A 15,991-nucleotide genomic window follows, 5' to 3' on the forward strand; every position below is an offset into this window, starting at 1 on the left:
CCGATGGTCATGGTCTCGGCGCTGACCGGCAAGGGGCTCGACCGGCTGCATGCGGCGATCGTCAAGGCCTATGCGGTCTGGAACGCGCGGATCTCGACCGCGCGGCTCAATCGCTGGCTGAGCCTGCAGGTCGCCGACCACCCGCCCCCGGCGCCGGGCGGGCGGCGGGTGCGGCTGCGCTACATGACGCAGGTGAAGACGCGGCCGCCGACCTTCGTCCTCTTCGCCTCGGTGCCGGACGCGGTGCCCGAGGACTACCGGCGCTTCCTGATCAATGGGTTGCGGCGGGACTTCGACCTGCCGGGAACGCCGATCCGGCTGCTGCTCCGCGCCGGCGACAATCCCTATGCCGGGCGGCGGCGGCCGAACGTGACCGCGCTCGACAAGCACAAGCCGCGCCGCTTCGAGGGCTGATACGGCCGCTGGCGGACTGAATCGGGATCGAGGGGGATTCCGGTCGTGTTAACAGCGACTTGAGCGGACTGGAATGCGGCCGGAAAGGGGCTGGAAAGCGGCCATACGAATTGCGGTCGTGACCGGAGGTTACAGCGGGTTGCGCGAAGACTGAATCGAAAGGATTCCCATAGGACTCGGTTTGTGATTCAACCTCGTCGGAGGTGGATCATGGGCAAGCCATATTCGATTGATCTTCGCGAGCGGATTTCTGTGTTCGTTGCGCGGGGTGGGTCGCGGCGGGAGGCGGCGCGGCACTTTGCGGTGAGCGTGAGCACGGCGGTACGGATCGCGGCGCAAGCTGCGGAGCGCGGTACGCTGGCGCCGCTCCGGCTCGGTCGGCCGCCGGGGGGAGGCAAGCTGGCGCCCTACATGGAGTTTCTGATCGAGATCGTCGAGGCGGTGCCGGACATCGCGCTCACCGAGCTCGCGGCGGCGCTCGCGGCCGAGCACGGGGTGCGGGTGCACCCGTCCTCGATCTCGCGGGCGCTGACAAGAGCCGGCATCACATACAAAAAAAGTCGCTCCAGGCCGCGGAGCGCGCCCGGCCCGAGATCCGCGCCGAGCGCGCCCATTGGACCAGGCACACCCAGCCGCGCATGCGCCAGGAGCCGCACCGGCTGACGTTCGTCGACGAGTGCGGCACCAAGACCAACATGACCAGGACGCGCGGCCGCGCCCGGCGCGGCGAGCGGGTGCGCGACCATGCGCCGTTCCGCCACGCCGGCACCCAGACCTTCGTCGCCGGGCTGCGCTACGACGGTCTCGTCGCCCCGTGGGTGATCCCGGGCGCCATGGACCGCACCGCCTTCGACACCTGGGTCGAGACCCAGCTCGCGCCGACCCTGCGCAAGGGCGACGTGGTCATCCTCGACAACCTCAAGGTGCACAGGAGCCCCAAGGCCGCCGCAATCCTGCGTGAGAAGGGCGCCTGGTTCCTGTTCCTGCCGCGCTACTCGCCTGATCTCAATCCGATCGAGATGGCCTTCGCCAAGCTCAAGGCCCACCTGCGCCGCATCGGCGCCCGCACCCTCGACACCCTCTGGTGCGCCGTCGGCGAAATCTGCGGCCTCTTCGATCCCGACGAGTGCTGGAACTACTTCAAGGAAGCCGGATATGTGTCAGACTAAACGCACGCCGCTTTAACGCGGGGTCGCGCCGGCGACAGGACCGAACCGTTCACCGGCGGACGTATGACGGCCTCAGCCGGGGGAGAGGCCGCGCAGGCGCTCGGAGCGGCGGCGCAGCAGCTCGAGGACGGTCAGGAGCGCGACGGAGATCGCCACGAGGATGGTGGCGATGGCGAGGATCGTCGGCGAGATCTGCTCGCGGATGCCGTTCCACATCTGCCGCGGGATGGTCTGCTGCTCGGGGGCGGCGACGAAGAGGACGACCACCACCTCGTCGAAGGAGGTGACGAAGGCGAAGAGCGCCCCCGAGATCACCCCCGGCATGATGAGCGGCATGGTCACCTGGAAGAAGGTACGGGTCGGCGAGGCGCCGAGGCTGGCCGCGGCGCGGTTCAGCGACTGGTCGAAGCCGACGAGCGTCGCCGTCACGGTGATGATGACGAAGGGGATGCCGAGCGTCGCATGCGCGAGGATGATGCCGACGTAGGAGTGGGCGAGCCCGACCATCGAGTAGAAGAAGAAGAGCCCGGTCGCGGTGATGATGATCGGCACGATCATCGGCGAGATGAGGATCGCCATGATGGTGCGGCGGAAGGGCATCTCCGGCCGCGAGAGGCCGAGGGCGGCCAGCGTGCCGAGGACGGTGGCGATGAGCGTGGCGAAGAAGCCGATGATGAGCGAGTTCTTCGCCGCCCGCACCCAGGAGGCGTTGTGCCAGACGTCCGACCACCAGGCGGCGTCGCGCGGCGCGTCCGGCGCCACCATGCCGAAGGTGAGGAGCCGGTCGTACCAGCGCAGCGAGTAGCCCTCGGGATCGAGCCGCAGCATCTTCTCGCTGAAGGTGAAATAGGCCTCGGCGTTGAACGAGAGCGGGATGATGATGAGGATCGGCGCGATCAGGAAGAGGAAGATCAGCGCGCAGATCACCAAGTAGGTATAGTGCCAGGCGCGCTCGAGGGGGGAGGCGTAGATCGGAAGCGCCATCGGATCACCCGAGCTTCATGTTGTCGACCCCGACCAGCCGGTCGTAGAGCCAGTAGAGGGCGAGGACCGCGGCGAGGAGCAGCGCCGCGAGCGCCGCGGCCAGCGACCAGTTGAGCGAATTCTGCATGTGGAAGGCGATGAGGTTCGAGATCAGCTGCCCGGAGGCGCCGCCGACCAGCGCCGGGGTGATGTAGTAGCCGACCGCGAGGATGAAGACGAGGAGCGAGCCCGCCCCGATCCCGGGCAGGGTCTGCGGCAGGTAGACCCGGCGGAAGGCGGTCCAGGAGGTCGCGCCGAGCGAACGGGCCGCGCGCACGTAGGAGGGGTTGATCGTGCGCATCACCGAGTAGAGCGGCAGCACCATGAAGGGCAAAAGGATGTGAGTCATGGCGATGACCGTGCCGGCCTGGTTGTACATGAGCTCGACCCGCCCGGTGTCGCCGATGATGCCGAGCGAGACCAGCGCGTTGTTGAGCACCCCCTGGCCCTGCAGGATCACCATCCAGGCGGTGGTGCGCACCAGGAGCGAGGTCCAGAAGGGCAGGAGCACCAGGATCATCAGGAGGTTCGAGTAGCGCAGGGGCAGCGTCGCGAGCAGGTGCGCGATCGGGAAGCCGAGCAGCAGGCAGAGGAAGGTGATGAGCGCCGAGAGCAGGAAGGTGCGCTGGAAGAGCGTGAGATAGACCGCCCGGTCCGGCGCGACGCGGGTGACGCTGCCGTCGAGGTCGCGGGTGCGGTCGACGGCCGCGAGGTAGAAGTTCGCCGTGTAGGCGGTCGAGACCTGGCGCATGGTGCTCCAGAGCGCCGGGTCGCCCCATTTCGCGTCGATATCGAGCAGTGCCTCGCGGTAGGGGGCCTCCAGCCGGCCGGCGCGGCGCCCGGCGGCGGTGAAGAGCGAGCGGGTGCCCTGCATCTCGTAGTTCACCCGCGTGCCGACCGCGCCGATGGTGCGCGCCTCGGCCGCGGCGGCGAGGTAGGCGATCAGGGCGGCAAGGGCGGCCTCGTCCGGCTCGGTCCCGGCCGGGGTGTCGCGGAACCAGGCCGCGACCTGCGGCATGTTGTCGACGAAGGTCGGGTTGTGCACCGAGCGGTGCAGCATCTGCCCGATCGGGACGACGAAGGTGACGAGGACGAAAAACAGGAGCGGCGCGACGAGCAGGAACGCCCGCCGCCGGGCGCGGGTCTGCGCGCGCGCGAGGGCGACCTTCAGCGGCCGGCCGTCGGCGGCCCGCATGATGCCTGCGCTCTGGTCTGCCGGGATGTCGGCCATGCGGCTCCTCGCGGGGTTGCCGGGGCGGGCGGCGCCGCCCCGGCCGGTCGTCGTGGGGCTTCGCCTCAGCTGGCGGCGAGCCATGCGTTGAAGCGCTCGTTCAGCTCGATGTCATGGTCGGCCCAGAACTCGATGTCGGTGGTGAGCGCATCAGCCACGTAGTCGGGGTTGGTCGGCATGTGCGGACCCATCTCGGTCTTGCCGTCCTTGAACAGCCCGACCAGCGGCGACGAGGATTTGCGCGCCGGGCCGTAGCTGATGAAGCCCGCCTGGTCGGCGAGCCGCTGGGTGTCGGTCGACCACTTGATGAACTCCCAGGCCGCGTCCTTGTGTGGCGCCCCCTTGGGGATGACCCAGAGGTTGAAGTCGTAGATCTGGTTCGGCCAGAGGAGCGCGAACGGCTGGTTCTCCTCCATCATCGCGTTGAAGATGCGGCCATTGTAGGCGGTCGTCATCACCACCTCGCCGTCGGCGAGCAGCTGCGGCGGCTGGGCGCCGGCCTCCCACCAGATCACCTGGTCCTTGATGGTGTCGAGCTTGGCGAAGGCGCGGTCGACACCCTCGGGGGTGCCGAGCACGTCGTAGACCTCGGCCGGCGGCACGCCGTCGGCCATCAGCGCCAGCTCGAGCGAGTATTTCGCGCCCTTGCGCAGGCCGCGCTTGCCGGGGAACTTCTCCAGATCGAAGAAGTCGGCGGACGAGGTAGGGGCCACGCCGGTGTCGGTGCGGTAGGCGATCAGCGTCGAATAGACGATGGTGCCGACGCCGCAGTCGTAGAGGCCGCCCTCGATGAAGTCATCGGCCGCCGGCGTGCCGTCGGCGCCGTCGGGCAGCTCGTCGATCGGCAGCACCTCGAGCGCGCCCTCGTCGCAGAGACGCACGAGATCCGAGGGCTCGACGTCGGCGATGTCGATCGAGACGTTGCCGGCCTCGACCTGGGCCTTGATCGGGGTCGCCGGGTTGTCGGCGTCGATCGAATTGATCTTGATTCCGGTCAGCGCCATGTAGGGCTTGTGGTAGGCCTCCATCTGGCTCGCGCCGTAGGCGCCGCCCCAGGAGACGATGTTGAGCTCGCCCTGCGCGGCGGCCGCGAAGCCGACGCACATGAGCGTGCTGGTGAGAAACAGCATTCTCTTCATTCGGGATGCTCCTTGGGTTGGAAACGTTCTGGCTTGGGATGGCTCGTGCATCGCGCCCTCCGTCAGTGGGGATCGAGCGCGCGCGCGTCGGGGGTGACCCAGCCGATGGCCACCCGCTCGCCGGGCTCGAGCTTGCGCTGGCCGATGCTGTTGCGGCACTTCATCACGAAGTTGTCGTTGCCCGCGACCCGCATCCGGGTGCGGAAGGTGTCGCCCATGTAGATGAACTCGAGCACCTCCGCCTCGACGGTGCGCGCCCCGGGCGGCAGGCGCTCGGGCTTGAACTCGACGCGCTCGGGGCGGATCGAGACGGTGGTCCGCTCGCCGGCCGCGCTCACGTTGACCGGCACCGCCTCGATGAGCTCGCCGCCGGCGAGCCGCACGGTGCAGGCGCCGTCGGCGATCGTCTCGACCGTGCCGGGGAGCGTGTTGTTCTCGCCGATGAACTGGGCGACGAAGCTGTTCGCCGGCCGCTCGTAGAGCTCCTCGGGCGGGGCGAGCTGCTGGATGCGGCCGTCGTTGAAGACGGCGACCCGGTCGGACATGGTCAGCGCCTCGGACTGGTCGTGGGTGACGTAGACCACCGTCACGCCGAGCGCGTCGTGCAGGTGCTTGATCTCGAACTGCATGTGCTCGCGCAGCTGCTTGTCGAGCGCGCCGAGGGGCTCGTCCATGAGGACGAGTTCGGGCTCGAAGACGAGGGCGCGGGCGAGGGCGATGCGCTGCTGCTGGCCGCCCGAGAGCTGCGCCGGGCGCCGCCCGCCGAACCTGCCCATCTGTACCATGTCGAGGGCGCGCTTGATCTTGGCCTCGATCTCGGCCTTGCCGAGGTTCCTGACCTGCAGCGGGAAGGCGAGGTTCTCCGCCACCGTCATGTGCGGGAAGAGCGCGTAGTTCTGGAACACCATGCCGATGCCGCGCTTGTGCGGCGGGATGTTGTTGATCGGCCGCCCGGCGAGGCGGATCTCGCCGTGCGTCGCCGTCTCGAAGCCGGCGAGCATCATCAGGCAGGTGGTCTTGCCCGAGCCGGAGGGGCCGAGCATGGTCAGGAACTCCCCCTTGCCGATCGAGAGGTTGAGGTCCTTCACCACCAGGGTCTCGCCGTCGTAGCTCTTCTGCACGTGCTCGAAAGCCACGAAGGCCGCGTCGCCGCGTTCGACCGCCATGCGCCATTCCCTGTTGCCTGCCGGAGCTTCGGCCCGGTCCGCCCGAACTCTATCCACCGGATGGCCGGGGCGGAAGCGATTTCCGCGCCCAGCGAGAAGGCAGGCCCAACGCGATCTGCCCAATATCTGCGCAGGGGCGCGCCCGCGTCCCGTCCGCGCCCCGCCGGACGCTTGCCTTTTGCCAGATGCTCGCCTCTAGTGCTCGCGAGGCGCGCAGGGGCGGGGAGGCGGCCATAGGCATCTTCAACGAGATGTTCGACGGCGAGAAGGTCAGGCCCGCCTACGCCGGGCTCGTCGACTGGGTCGAGCGGACCCCGCGCGAGGTGCTCGAGCAGAAGAAGCAGGAGGCCGAGGCGCTCTTCCGGCGCATCGGCATCACCTTCGCGGTCTACGGCGAGGGCGGCGACACCGAGCGGCTCATCCCCTTCGACATGATGCCGCGCGTCTTCACCGAGCGCGAGTGGCGCCGCCTCGAACGCGGCGTGAAGCAGCGCGCCCGCGCGCTCAACGCCTTCCTCTGGGACGTCTACCACCGCGCCGAGATCGTCCGCGCCGGCGTCGTCCCCGCCGACCTCGTCTTCCGCAACGAGGCCTACGAGCCCGCCGTGGTCGGCATCGACCCGCCCGGCCGGGTCTATTCGCACATCGTCGGCATCGACCTCGTGCGCACCGGCCCCGAGGACTTCTTCGTGCTCGAGGACAACTGCCGCACCCCCTCCGGCGTCTCCTACATGCTGGAGAACCGCGAGATCATGATGCGGATGTTCCCCGAGCTCTTCCGCTCGACCCGCATCGCGCCGGTCGACGACTACCCCGAGCGGCTGCGCCGGACGCTCGCCAGCGTGGCCTCGCCCAAGTGCGACGGCGAGCCGGTCAGCGTCATCCTCTCGCCCGGCGCGTTCAACTCCGCCTACTACGAGCATTCCTTCCTCGCCGACCAGATGGGCGTCGAGCTGGTCGAGGGGCAGGACCTCTTCGTGCAGGGCGACTTCGTCTACATGCGCACCACCGAGGGCCCGAAGCGGGTGGACGTGATCTACCGCCGCATCGACGACGCCTTCCTCGACCCGCTCTGCTTCCGCCCCGACTCCATGCTGGGCGTGCCCGGCCTGATGAACGTCTACCGCTCCGGCGGCGTCACCATCTGCTCGGCCCCGGGCTCGGGCGTCGCCGACGACAAGGCGGTCTATACCTACGTGCCGGAGATGATCCGCTTCTACCTCGGCGAGACGGCGATCCTGAAGAACGTGCACACCTGGAAATGCGCCGACCCCGAGGACCGCAAGCACGTGCTCGCCAACCTCGAGGACCTCGTCGTCAAGGAGGTGCACGGCTCGGGCGGCTACGGCATGCTGGTGGGGCCGCGCTCGAGCAAGGAGCAGATCGCCGCCTATGCCGAGCGGATCAAGGCCAACCCCTCCGACTTCATCGCCCAGCCGACGCTCGCCCTCTCCACCTGCCCGACCTTCGTCGCCGAGGGGCTGGCGCCGCGGCACGTCGACCTGCGCCCCTACTGCCTGGTCGGGCGCGAGGTGCACCTCTGCCCGGGCGGGCTGACCCGCGTAGCGCTGACCGAGGGCTCGCTCGTCGTGAACTCGAGCCAGGGCGGCGGGGTGAAGGACACCTGGGTGCTGGCGGACTGAAGGGGGCCCATGCTCAGCCGGACGGCGGAAAACCTCTACTGGCTCGCCCGCTACATGGAGCGGGCCGAGACCATGGCGCGGCTGCTCGAGGTCGGCTACCGCATGGCGCTGATGCCCTCGGCCGGCGAGGGCTACCGCAACGAATGGGCCTCGCTCGTCGCCGCGGCCGGCTCCGCCGCCGGCTTCGAGGCCAAGTTCGGCGAGGAGGTGCGCCAGCGCGACGTCGAGACCTGGCTCTTCTTCGACCGCGAGAATCCCTCCTCGGTCGTCTCCTGCATCGAGACCGCGCGGCAGAACGGCCGCGCCGTGCGCACCGCGCTCACCTCCGAGATGTGGGACGCGCTCAACGGCGCCTACCTCGAGCTCCGCGAGATCGAGCGCCGCCCGCGCTCCGCCGCGCACCTGCCGCAGCTCTGCGACTGGACCAAGCGCCACGGCGCGCAGCTGCGCGGCGCCACCGAGGGCACGCACCTGCAGAACGACGGCTTCGACTTCCTCAACCTCGGCACCTACCTCGAGCGCGGCGACAACACCGCGCGCCTGCTCGACGTCAAATACTACGTGCTGCTGCCCACGACCGACATGGTGGGCGGCTCGATCGACACCTACCAGTGGACGACGCTGCTGCGGGCGCTCTCGGCCTACCGCGCCTTCCACTGGTCCTATGGGGGCGAATATTCCCCACGCAAGATCGCCCACTTCCTGATCCTCAACCGCGCCTGCCCGCGCTCGCTGCTGCACTGCCAGGAGAAGGTCGGCGAGCATCTCGGCCGGCTCGCCCAGGCCTACGGCCGGCGCATCATCGCCCACGACCGGCTCGGCGTCATGCTGGGCGAGCTCGCCGAGGCCCGGGTGCAGGACATCATCGACGAGGGGCTGCACGAGTTCCTCACCCGCTTCATCTACCAGAACGCCGCGCTGGGGCAGGACGTGGCGGACGGCTATCTTTCCGGCTCCACCACGATGCGGCTTCCGACATGCGCCTGAGCGTCCGGCACACGACCCTCTACGAGTTCGCCGCGCCGGTGCGCTTCGTGGCCCAGAGCCACCGGCTGACGCCGGCCTCGAGCGGCGGGCAGACCGTGCTCGACTGGCAGGTGAGCGCCGAGGGCGCGGTCTTCGGCTCGGCCTTCGTCGACGGGGCGGGGGACGCGGTCAGCACCATGACCGTGCAGGGGCCGGTGGAGCGCATCGCGGTCCTGGTCGAGGGGACGGTGGAGACGACCGACACGACCGGCGTGCTCCGCGACCATCGCGAGACGATCTCGCCGCGGGTCTACCTGCGGCCGACCCGCGCCATCGAGCTGTCGCGCGGCCTCCTCGAGCTGCGCGACGCCGCCCTCGCCAGGGTCGCGGCCGACCGCGCGCTGGAGCGGGCGCACCGGCTGGCCGGCGCGGTGGCGGACGCCATCGCCTACGTCCCCGGCGCGACCCACGCGCATACCACAGCCGGCGAGGCCCTGGAGCAGGGCGAGGGCGTCTGCCAGGATCTGGCGCACGCCCTGATCGCCGTCGCCCATGCCTCGGGCATCCCGGCGCGCTATGTCACCGGCTATCTGTTCACCGGCGGCGACGCCGGCGAGGCGGCGCACGCCTGGGCCGAGCTCAACGTCGGCGATCTCGGCTGGGTCGGCTTCGATCCGGCCAACCGCTGCTGTCCCGACGCTCGCTACATCCGCCTCGGCTCGGGCCGCGACGCCCGCGACGCGGCGCCGATCCGCGGCGTCGCCCGCGGCGGCGCCGCCGAGGCGATGGACGTGAGCGTCCTCATCGACGCGCAGCAATAGCCGGAGTGCGATCCCAGTGACCTATTGCGTGGGCCTCCTGCTCGACTCCGGCGTCGTCATGCTGTCGGACACCCGCACCAACGCCGGCTTCGACAATATCGCCTGCTTCCGCAAGATGTTCGTCTTCGAGACGCCGGGCGAGCGGGCGATGGCGCTCCTGACCGCCGGCAACCTCGCCGTCACCCAGACCGTCGTCGCCAAGCTCCGCCACGAGATCGCCCGCGAGGACCCCGCGCGCTCGATCATGCTGGCGCCCTCGATGCTGCAGGTGGCCGAGATCGTCGGGCGCACGCTGAACGGGGTCTATGTCGATACCGACAGCCGCATGCAGCGGGGCGAGGTCTCGGCCTCGGCCACCATGCTCCTCGGCGGCCAGCGGCTCGGCGGGCAGCTCCGGCTGTTCCTGATCTATCCCGAGGGCAACTTCATCGAGGCGACCGAGGACACCCCCTACCTGCAGATCGGCGAGCACAAGTACGGCAAGCCGATCCTCGACCGGGTGGTGCGCCCCTCGACCTCGCTCGAGGCCGGCCGCAAGGCGGTGCTGATCTCGATGGATTCGACGTTGCGCTCGAACCTGTCGGTAGGGATGCCGCTCGACCTCGTCACCATCCGCCGCGACGAGCATCGCGTGGCAACCCGCGAGCGGATCGAGCCCGGCGACCCGGCCTTCGCCGCCATGTCCGACGCCTGGAGCCGGGCGCTGCGCGAAGGCTTCGCGAACCTGCCCTGACCGGCGCCGGGTGCGATCCGTTCGCCCCGGCCGTGCTCGTCGCGAGCGGCGCCGTGCAGATCCGCGATCCGGGAGAACGGCTCGCACGACCGGCACCGAAAGGGTCGCGCCCTCCCCATCCGTCCCGCCCGAGGCCCTGCCTCGGGCAGCGCCCGCCCCGCCCCCAGGCGGGCGCTTCTCGCCCGCCGGGTCGGGCGCTGCCCTCCACGTCCTGGAGCGGCTGTGCGGACAGGGTGCGAACGGATCACCCGGATCGCCTATCAGTCATCCCCGATCCTGCTCGCGGGCATGGCCGTCTCGACGAGGCGCGCCCAGTAGGAGCAGCCGACCGGGATCAGCTCGTCGTTGAAGTCGTAGAGCGGGTGGTGAAGCCCGGCGCTGTCGCCGTTGCCGACGAAGATGAAGGCGCCGGGGCGGGCGTTCAGCATGAAGGAGAAGTCCTCCGCCCCCATCACCGGCGGGGTGTCGGTGTCGACGCGGCCCTCGCCGACGATGCCGGCGGCGACGCGGGCGGCGAACTCGGTCTGGGCCGGCGCGTTCGCCGTCACCGGATAGCTCCGCCGGTAGTTGAGCGCCGCCGTCGCCCCGTGCGCAGCCGCCACCCCCTCGACCAGCGCCTGCATCCGGTTCTCGATCAGGTCCTGCACCGCCGGATCGAGGCTGCGGGCGGTGCCGCGCAGCTCGACCTGCTCGGGGATGACGTTGAAGGCGTCGCTCTCGCTGCGGAAGCTCGTGACCGAGACCACCGCCGGCGCCAGCGGGTCGGCATTGCGCGCCACGACCGACTGCAGCCCGAGCACGATGGCGCTCGCCGCCACCACCGGGTCGACGGTCTGGTGCGGGAAGGCGGCATGCCCGCCGCGCCCGGCGACGGTGATGGTGAAGTCGTCCGACCCGGCCATCAGCGGCCCCGGACGGATCGCGAAGTCGCCGACCGGCAGGCCCGGCCAATTGTGCATCCCGTAGATCTCCTGGATGCCGAAGCGCTCCATCAGCCCGTCCGCGACCATCTCCCGCCCGCCCCCGCCGCCTTCCTCCGCCGGCTGGAAGACGACGACCGCCGTCCCGTCGAAGTTGCGGGTCTCGGCCAGGTACTGCGCCGCCCCGAGCAGCATCGCGGTATGCCCATCGTGCCCGCAGGCGTGCATCCTTCCCGGCGTGCGCGAGGCATGGTCGAGCCCCGTCGCCTCGCGGATCGGCAGCGCGTCCATGTCGGCCCGGAGCGCGACCACCCGCCCCGAGGCCGTGCTGCGCCCACGGATCACCCCCACGACCCCGGTGCGGCCGATCCCGGTCGCCACCTCGTCGCACCCCGCCGCGCGCAGCCGCTCGGCCACCAGGGCGCTGGTGCGCCGGGTGTCAAAGAGGAGCTCCGGGTGGGCGTGGATGTCGCGCCGCCACTCGGTGATGGCGGGGGCGAGCTCGGCGAGGCGGTTGATGACGGGCATCGGCGGCGCTCCGTTGCGGGCGCCCCAGTCTGCGGGTCGCCTCACGCAGCGTCAACCGGTGCGATGTCGTTTGCGTACGAATGAACTGGCACAATTGAAATCACGCCTGCGTTTGGTCTGAAACAAGCGAGGTCCATTTTGCGAAACTGCGAACGGGAGCGAGAGAGTTGCTCCCGTATTCCGAAGAAAAGGCCGGGGCGACGCCGCTTCCGGCTCCAGTAGATGTCATGTCCGATTATCGAAAGGAAGATCAGATGAAGTACCTTAATGCCGTTGTCGCGGCCGCGATCGCTTTCGGTGCGGCGCCCGCCTTCGCCGACCAGCTCGCCGCCAACGCCGGCCTCAGCCCGGCCGAGGCCGCGGGCCTCTCGCTGACCGAGATCGCCCAGGCCAAGTTCAACCGGGACACCCGCGGCGACGACCGGCACGTGTTCGTCGTCCCTGGCACCGGCGGCAACCACGATCAGCTGGCCGCAGTCGCCGGGCTGTCTCCGGCCGAGGCCTCGCGCATGACGCTCGCCGAGATCTATGTGGCGAAGATCAACCGCGAGGCGCGCGGCGACGAGCGGCAGGCCGCGGGGAGCGGCACCGCGATCATGGGCAGCCGCTCGCTGGGCGGCCCCAACAACTACACCCAGCTCGCCGCCAGCGCCGGCATCGCCCCGGCGGACGCGGCCGGCATGTCCCTCGCCGACATCGCTGCGGCGAAGTTCGCCCGGGACACCGACGCAAATCACTGAGTCGCCGCCCGGAGACGGGCCACCTCCATCCCGTCACCGACCCCGGCCGCTCCCCCCGCGGCCGGGGTTTCGCGTCGGTTTTTCTTGCTGCGGCGCAGCGAGACCCCATATGATGCTGGACGATCGCCGGAGTTCCGTGTGCCCCATGCCCTACGGGCTGCCAAATATGAGCTTCATCGGCTATCCGCTCGCGGTTCCCTGCCGCGGGCATTCCGGCCTCGGCCTGCGGCAGGTCACCCGCGCCGACACCGATGCCGTGGTCGAGCACTTCCTGGCGCTCGACCCGGTCGACCGCTGGATGCGCTTCTGCGCCACGCTGAACCCGGAGGCGATCCGCCGCCACGTCGAGGGGCTCTGGGACCGCGACGGGGTGATCCTCGCCGCCTGCGACGGGCCGCTCTTCGCCGGGCCGCTGCACAAGGCGGGGCCGATCCGGGCGCTCGCCGAGCTCCTGATCGTCGGGGAGGAGGCCGAGCTCGGCATCAGCGTCGATCCCTCGCTGCGCCGGCGCGGCATCGGCACCTACCTGCTGCAGACCGGCGCCTCGCTGCTCGAGCCGCGCGGCATCAGGACGATCCGCGCCACGACGATGCCCGACAACAGCTCCTTCATCGGCATGGCGCACGCGCTCGACGGCACCGTCAACTACACGCCGGACCTGGTGGAGGTGAGCTTCGACGTCGCCACCCTGGCCGCGGCCTACCGGCGGCGGCGCGCGGCGGAGATGCTGCGCTTCGCCGGGAGCTATCCGCAAGGCGCTTGATCGCGCCGGCCGCTTCACGCATAAGGCGGCCCATGACGCGCTGCCGCACCCGCTCCATCCGAATTCGCCGCTGACTCCCCGTCGCGGTGCGCGCGTCCCGTTTCCAATCCCGGATCGACGTGATAGCCCGCCGCGGCAGAACCGCCAGGCCGGGTCCGTCATGACAGAGATCACCCTCCACAACACCCGCAGCCGCAGCCGCGAGCGCTTCGTCCCGCTCGATCCGGCCAACGTGCGGATGTACGTCTGCGGCCCGACCGTCTACGACCGCGCCCACATCGGCAACGCCCGGCCCGTGGTGGTCTTCGACGTGCTCTTCCGGCTCCTGCGCCACGTCTATGGCGCCGGGCACGTCACCTACGTCCGCAACGTCACCGACGTCGACGACAAGATCAACGCCCGCGCCGCCGCCGAGCAGCGGCCGATCCGCGAGCTGACCGACGAGACGCTGGCCGCCTATCACGCCGACATGGACGCCCTCGGCGCGCTCCGCCCCACGCACGAGCCGCGTGCCACCGACTATGTCCCCGAGATGGTGGCGATGATCGAGGCGCTCGTCGCCCGCGGCCACGCCTACGAGGCCGAGGGCCACGTCCTCTTCGCCGTGGCGAGCTTCCCGGGCTACGGCCGCTTCGCCAACCGCTCGCTCGACGAGATGCAGGCCGGCGCCCGGGTCGAGGTGGCGCCCTACAAGCGCGACCCGATGGACTTCGTGCTCTGGAAGCCGTCGAGCTCGGCCGAGCCCGGATGGCCCTCGCCCTGGGGCCACGGGCGGCCCGGCTGGCACATCGAATGCTCGGCCATGTCGGGCGCGCTGCTCGGCACCTCCTTCGACATCCACGGCGGCGGCATCGACCTCGTCTTCCCGCACCACGAGAACGAGATCGCCCAGTCGGCTTGCACCCACCCGGAGGGGGAGTTCGCCCGCTACTGGCTGCACAACGGCTTCCTCAACGTCGAGGGCGAGAAGATGTCGAAGTCGCTCGGCAACTTCTTCACCGTCCGCGACCTGCTCGAGCGCGGCATCCCGGGCGAGGTGATCCGCTTCGTCCTCATGTCCACCCACTACCGCCAGCCGATCGACTGGACCGAGGCCAAGGTGCACGAGGCGACCGTGCTCCTCACGCTCTGGGAGAAGCTCCTGCGCGACGTGAAGCGGGTGGGCGCGCCTGCGGCCGGCGCCGCGCCCGCGCCCGAGGTGGTGGCGGCGCTCGCGGACGACCTCAACACCCCGCTCGCCCTCAAGGCGCTGCGCGACATCGCCTCCGAGGTGCGCCTCGGCGGCGAGCGCGGCGCGCGGGCGGGTGCGGCCTTCGTCGTCTCGCTCGACCTCATGGGGATCAGCCCCGACGGCTTCCGCTCGGCCGCCATCCGGCAGTCGCTCGACCGCGTCTTCAGCGGGGCGGGCGAGAAGGGCTTCGACGAGAAGGTGCGCGGGCTCCTCGCGGCGCGCGAGAAGGCGCGGGCGGCGCGCGACTTCGCCCGGGCGGACGCCATCCGCGACGGCCTCCTCGCCGCCGGCATCAAGGTCATGGACCGCGCCGGCGGCCCGAGCGAGTGGGAGCTCGGCCCGGACTTCGACCCGGCCAGGCTCGACGGGATCGAATCGTGACCCGCGAGCGCCTCTATCTCTACGACACCACGCTCCGCGACGGGCAGCAGAGCCAGGGGGTCGACTTCTCCGTCGAGGACAAGCTGCGCATCGCCCGCGCGCTCGACACGCTCGGCATCGACTACGTCGAGGGCGGCTGGCCGGGGGCGAACCCGACCGACAGCGCCTTCTTCGCCGCTGCGCCGGGGCTCGCCCACGCCCGGCTCGCCGCCTTCGGGATGACCAAGCGCGCCGGCCGCTCGGCGGAGAACGACGAGGTGCTGGCGGCGGTGGTGAATGCCGGCACGCCGGTCATCTGCCTCGTCGGCAAGACGCACGACTTCCACGTCCGCGCTGCGCTCGAGATCCCGCTCGAGGAGAATCTGGCCAACATCTCCCGCTCGGTCGCCCATCTCGTCGGGCTCGGGCGGGAGGCGATCTTCGACGCCGAGCATTTCTTCGACGGCTGGAAGGCCAACCGCAGCTATGCGCTCGAATGCCTGCATGCGGCGCTCGGCGCCGGCGCCCGCTGGGTGGTGCTCTGCGACACCAACGGCGGCACGCTGCCGGCCGAGGTGGGCGCGATCACCGCGGCGGTCGTCGCCGCCGGCGTGCCGGGCGACCGGCTCGGCATCCATACCCACAACGACACCGGCAACGCGGTGGCGGCCTCGCTCGCGGCGATCGACGCCGGCGCGCGGCAGGTGCAGGGCACGCTCAACGGCCTCGGCGAGCGCTGCGGCAACGCCAACCTGGTGACGCTCATCCCGACGCTGCTGCTCAAGGAGCCCTATGCCTCGCGCTTCGAGACCGGCGTCTCGCGCGAGGCGCTGCCCGAGCTCACCCGCGCCAGCCGGCTGCTCGACGACATCCTGAACCGGGTGCCCGACCGGGCCGCCCCCTACGTCGGCGCCTCGGCCTTCACCCACAAGTCGGGGCTGCATGCGAGTGCGATCCTGAAGGATCCCGCGACCTACGAGCATGTGGCGCCCGAGGCGGTCGGCAATGCCCGGGTCATCCCGATGTCGAACCAGGCCGGGCAGTCGAACCTGCGTGAGCGGCTGGCCAAGGCGGGGATCGAGGTGGGGCCGGGCGACCCGCGCCTCGCCGGCATCCTCGCCGAGGTCAAGGAGCGCGAGGACCG

14 protein-coding genes and 1 pseudogene are annotated in these 15,991 nt (G+C 70.4%); 10 read left to right on the top strand and 5 right to left on the bottom strand.

Annotated features, from left to right (window positions below; translation table 11 throughout):
* Both Q0112_RS10720 and Q0112_RS10725 read left to right on the top strand, forming a co-directional pair.
* Positions 1 to 414 (top strand): annotated as a pseudogene (locus tag Q0112_RS10720) (ribosome biogenesis GTPase Der); the annotation flags it as partial.
* A gap of 210 nt (positions 415 to 624) precedes the next feature.
* Positions 625 to 1,583, top strand: a protein-coding gene (locus Q0112_RS10725) for an IS630 family transposase (protein WP_297975027.1) whose coding sequence is annotated in 2 segments (ribosomal slippage) — positions 625 to 966 and positions 969 to 1,583 — 957 coding nt in all. Because the reading frame shifts where the segments join, the coding sequence is not laid out codon by codon here.
* A 72-nt stretch (positions 1,584 to 1,655) separates the two neighbouring features.
* Here Q0112_RS10725 and Q0112_RS10730 read toward each other — a convergent pair.
* The 4 genes from Q0112_RS10730 to Q0112_RS10745 form a co-directional block, all read right to left on the bottom strand.
* On the bottom strand, positions 1,656 to 2,567 hold the full coding sequence (locus Q0112_RS10730) for an ABC transporter permease (RefSeq protein WP_297975029.1): 912 nt from the start codon (positions 2,565 to 2,567) through the stop codon (positions 1,656 to 1,658).
* A gap of 4 nt (positions 2,568 to 2,571) precedes the next feature.
* The gene (locus tag Q0112_RS10735) at positions 2,572 to 3,837 is read right to left on the bottom strand and encodes an ABC transporter permease (RefSeq protein ID WP_297975031.1); all 1,266 of its coding nucleotides are present in this window, start codon (positions 3,835 to 3,837) and stop codon (positions 2,572 to 2,574) included.
* A gap of 65 nt (positions 3,838 to 3,902) precedes the next feature.
* Positions 3,903 to 4,976 carry an ABC transporter substrate-binding protein gene (locus Q0112_RS10740; RefSeq protein WP_297975033.1) on the bottom strand — a complete coding sequence of 358 codons (1,074 nt, stop codon included), beginning with the start codon at positions 4,974 to 4,976 and terminating at the stop codon, positions 3,903 to 3,905.
* Between the two features lie 62 nt (positions 4,977 to 5,038).
* A complete protein-coding gene (locus Q0112_RS10745) occupies positions 5,039 to 6,142 on the bottom strand; it encodes an ABC transporter ATP-binding protein (protein WP_297975037.1) in 1,104 nt (367 codons plus the stop codon).
* Between the two features lie 251 nt (positions 6,143 to 6,393).
* Between Q0112_RS10745 and Q0112_RS10750 the strand changes: the two genes are divergently transcribed.
* The 4 genes from Q0112_RS10750 to Q0112_RS10765 are packed head-to-tail and all read left to right on the top strand — an operon-like array spanning position 6,394 to position 10,305.
* The gene (locus Q0112_RS10750) at positions 6,394 to 7,785 is read left to right on the top strand and encodes a circularly permuted type 2 ATP-grasp protein (protein WP_297975040.1); all 1,392 of its coding nucleotides are present in this window, start codon (positions 6,394 to 6,396) and stop codon (positions 7,783 to 7,785) included.
* A 9-nt stretch (positions 7,786 to 7,794) separates the two neighbouring features.
* Entirely contained in the window at positions 7,795 to 8,772 is a 978-nt protein-coding gene (locus tag Q0112_RS10755; RefSeq protein WP_297975043.1) for an alpha-E domain-containing protein, read from the top strand.
* Entirely contained in the window at positions 8,763 to 9,572 is an 810-nt protein-coding gene (locus Q0112_RS10760) for a transglutaminase family protein (RefSeq protein ID WP_297975046.1), read from the top strand. Before Q0112_RS10755 ends, Q0112_RS10760 begins: the two co-directional genes overlap by 10 nt.
* Positions 9,573 to 9,588: 16 nt before the next feature.
* Complete coding sequence (locus Q0112_RS10765) at positions 9,589 to 10,305, top strand: peptidase (RefSeq protein ID WP_297975049.1); 717 nt, start codon at positions 9,589 to 9,591, stop codon at positions 10,303 to 10,305.
* A gap of 260 nt (positions 10,306 to 10,565) precedes the next feature.
* Here the strand turns inward: Q0112_RS10765 and Q0112_RS10770 are convergent, their stop codons facing one another.
* Positions 10,566 to 11,753 (bottom strand): M20 aminoacylase family protein, encoded by a 1,188-nt coding sequence (locus Q0112_RS10770; protein WP_297975052.1) that lies wholly within the window; start codon positions 11,751 to 11,753, stop codon positions 10,566 to 10,568.
* A 167-nt stretch (positions 11,754 to 11,920) separates the two neighbouring features.
* Here Q0112_RS10770 and Q0112_RS10775 point away from each other — a divergent pair, with 167 nt between their 5' ends.
* The 4 genes from Q0112_RS10775 to cimA form a co-directional block, all read left to right on the top strand.
* Positions 11,921 to 12,493, top strand: coding sequence for a hypothetical protein (locus Q0112_RS10775; protein WP_297975055.1), 573 nt, complete (start codon positions 11,921 to 11,923; stop codon positions 12,491 to 12,493).
* 145 nt (positions 12,494 to 12,638) lie between these two features.
* Positions 12,639 to 13,256 (top strand): GNAT family N-acetyltransferase, encoded by a 618-nt coding sequence (locus Q0112_RS10780; RefSeq protein ID WP_297975057.1) that lies wholly within the window; start codon positions 12,639 to 12,641, stop codon positions 13,254 to 13,256.
* A 160-nt stretch (positions 13,257 to 13,416) separates the two neighbouring features.
* Positions 13,417 to 14,868 carry a cysteine--tRNA ligase gene (gene cysS / locus Q0112_RS10785; RefSeq protein ID WP_297975060.1) on the top strand — a complete coding sequence of 484 codons (1,452 nt, stop codon included), beginning with the start codon at positions 13,417 to 13,419 and terminating at the stop codon, positions 14,866 to 14,868.
* Positions 14,865 to 15,991: citramalate synthase (gene cimA, locus Q0112_RS10790; protein WP_297975062.1), on the top strand; the 1,127-nt coding region annotated here is incomplete at its 3' end. The genes cysS and cimA, both read left to right, overlap by 4 nt.

It is taken from the genome of uncultured Amaricoccus sp., from assembly GCF_937858865.1.
Classification (GTDB): Bacteria; Pseudomonadota; Alphaproteobacteria; order Rhodobacterales; family Rhodobacteraceae; genus Amaricoccus.

Bases quoted from the DNA above. Each gene is read 5' to 3' on its own strand.
- Q0112_RS10730 (WP_297975029.1), bottom strand. From the start codon at position 2,567: ATGGCGCTTCCGATCTACGCCTCCCCCCTCGAGCGCGCCTGGCACTAT.
- Q0112_RS10735 (WP_297975031.1), bottom strand. From the start codon at position 3,837: ATGGCCGACATCCCGGCAGACCAGAGCGCAGGCATCATGCGGGCCGCC.
- Q0112_RS10740 (WP_297975033.1), bottom strand. From the start codon at position 4,976: ATGAAGAGAATGCTGTTTCTCACCAGCACGCTCATGTGCGTCGGCTTC.
- Q0112_RS10745 (WP_297975037.1), bottom strand. From the start codon at position 6,142: ATGGCGGTCGAACGCGGCGACGCGGCCTTCGTGGCTTTCGAGCACGTG.
- Q0112_RS10750 (WP_297975040.1), top strand. From the start codon at position 6,394: ATGTTCGACGGCGAGAAGGTCAGGCCCGCCTACGCCGGGCTCGTCGAC.
- Q0112_RS10755 (WP_297975043.1), top strand. From the start codon at position 7,795: ATGCTCAGCCGGACGGCGGAAAACCTCTACTGGCTCGCCCGCTACATG.
- Q0112_RS10760 (WP_297975046.1), top strand. From the start codon at position 8,763: ATGCGCCTGAGCGTCCGGCACACGACCCTCTACGAGTTCGCCGCGCCG.
- Q0112_RS10770 (WP_297975052.1), bottom strand. From the start codon at position 11,753: ATGCCCGTCATCAACCGCCTCGCCGAGCTCGCCCCCGCCATCACCGAG.
- Q0112_RS10780 (WP_297975057.1), top strand. From the start codon at position 12,639: ATGCCCTACGGGCTGCCAAATATGAGCTTCATCGGCTATCCGCTCGCG.
- cysS (WP_297975060.1), top strand. From the start codon at position 13,417: ATGACAGAGATCACCCTCCACAACACCCGCAGCCGCAGCCGCGAGCGC.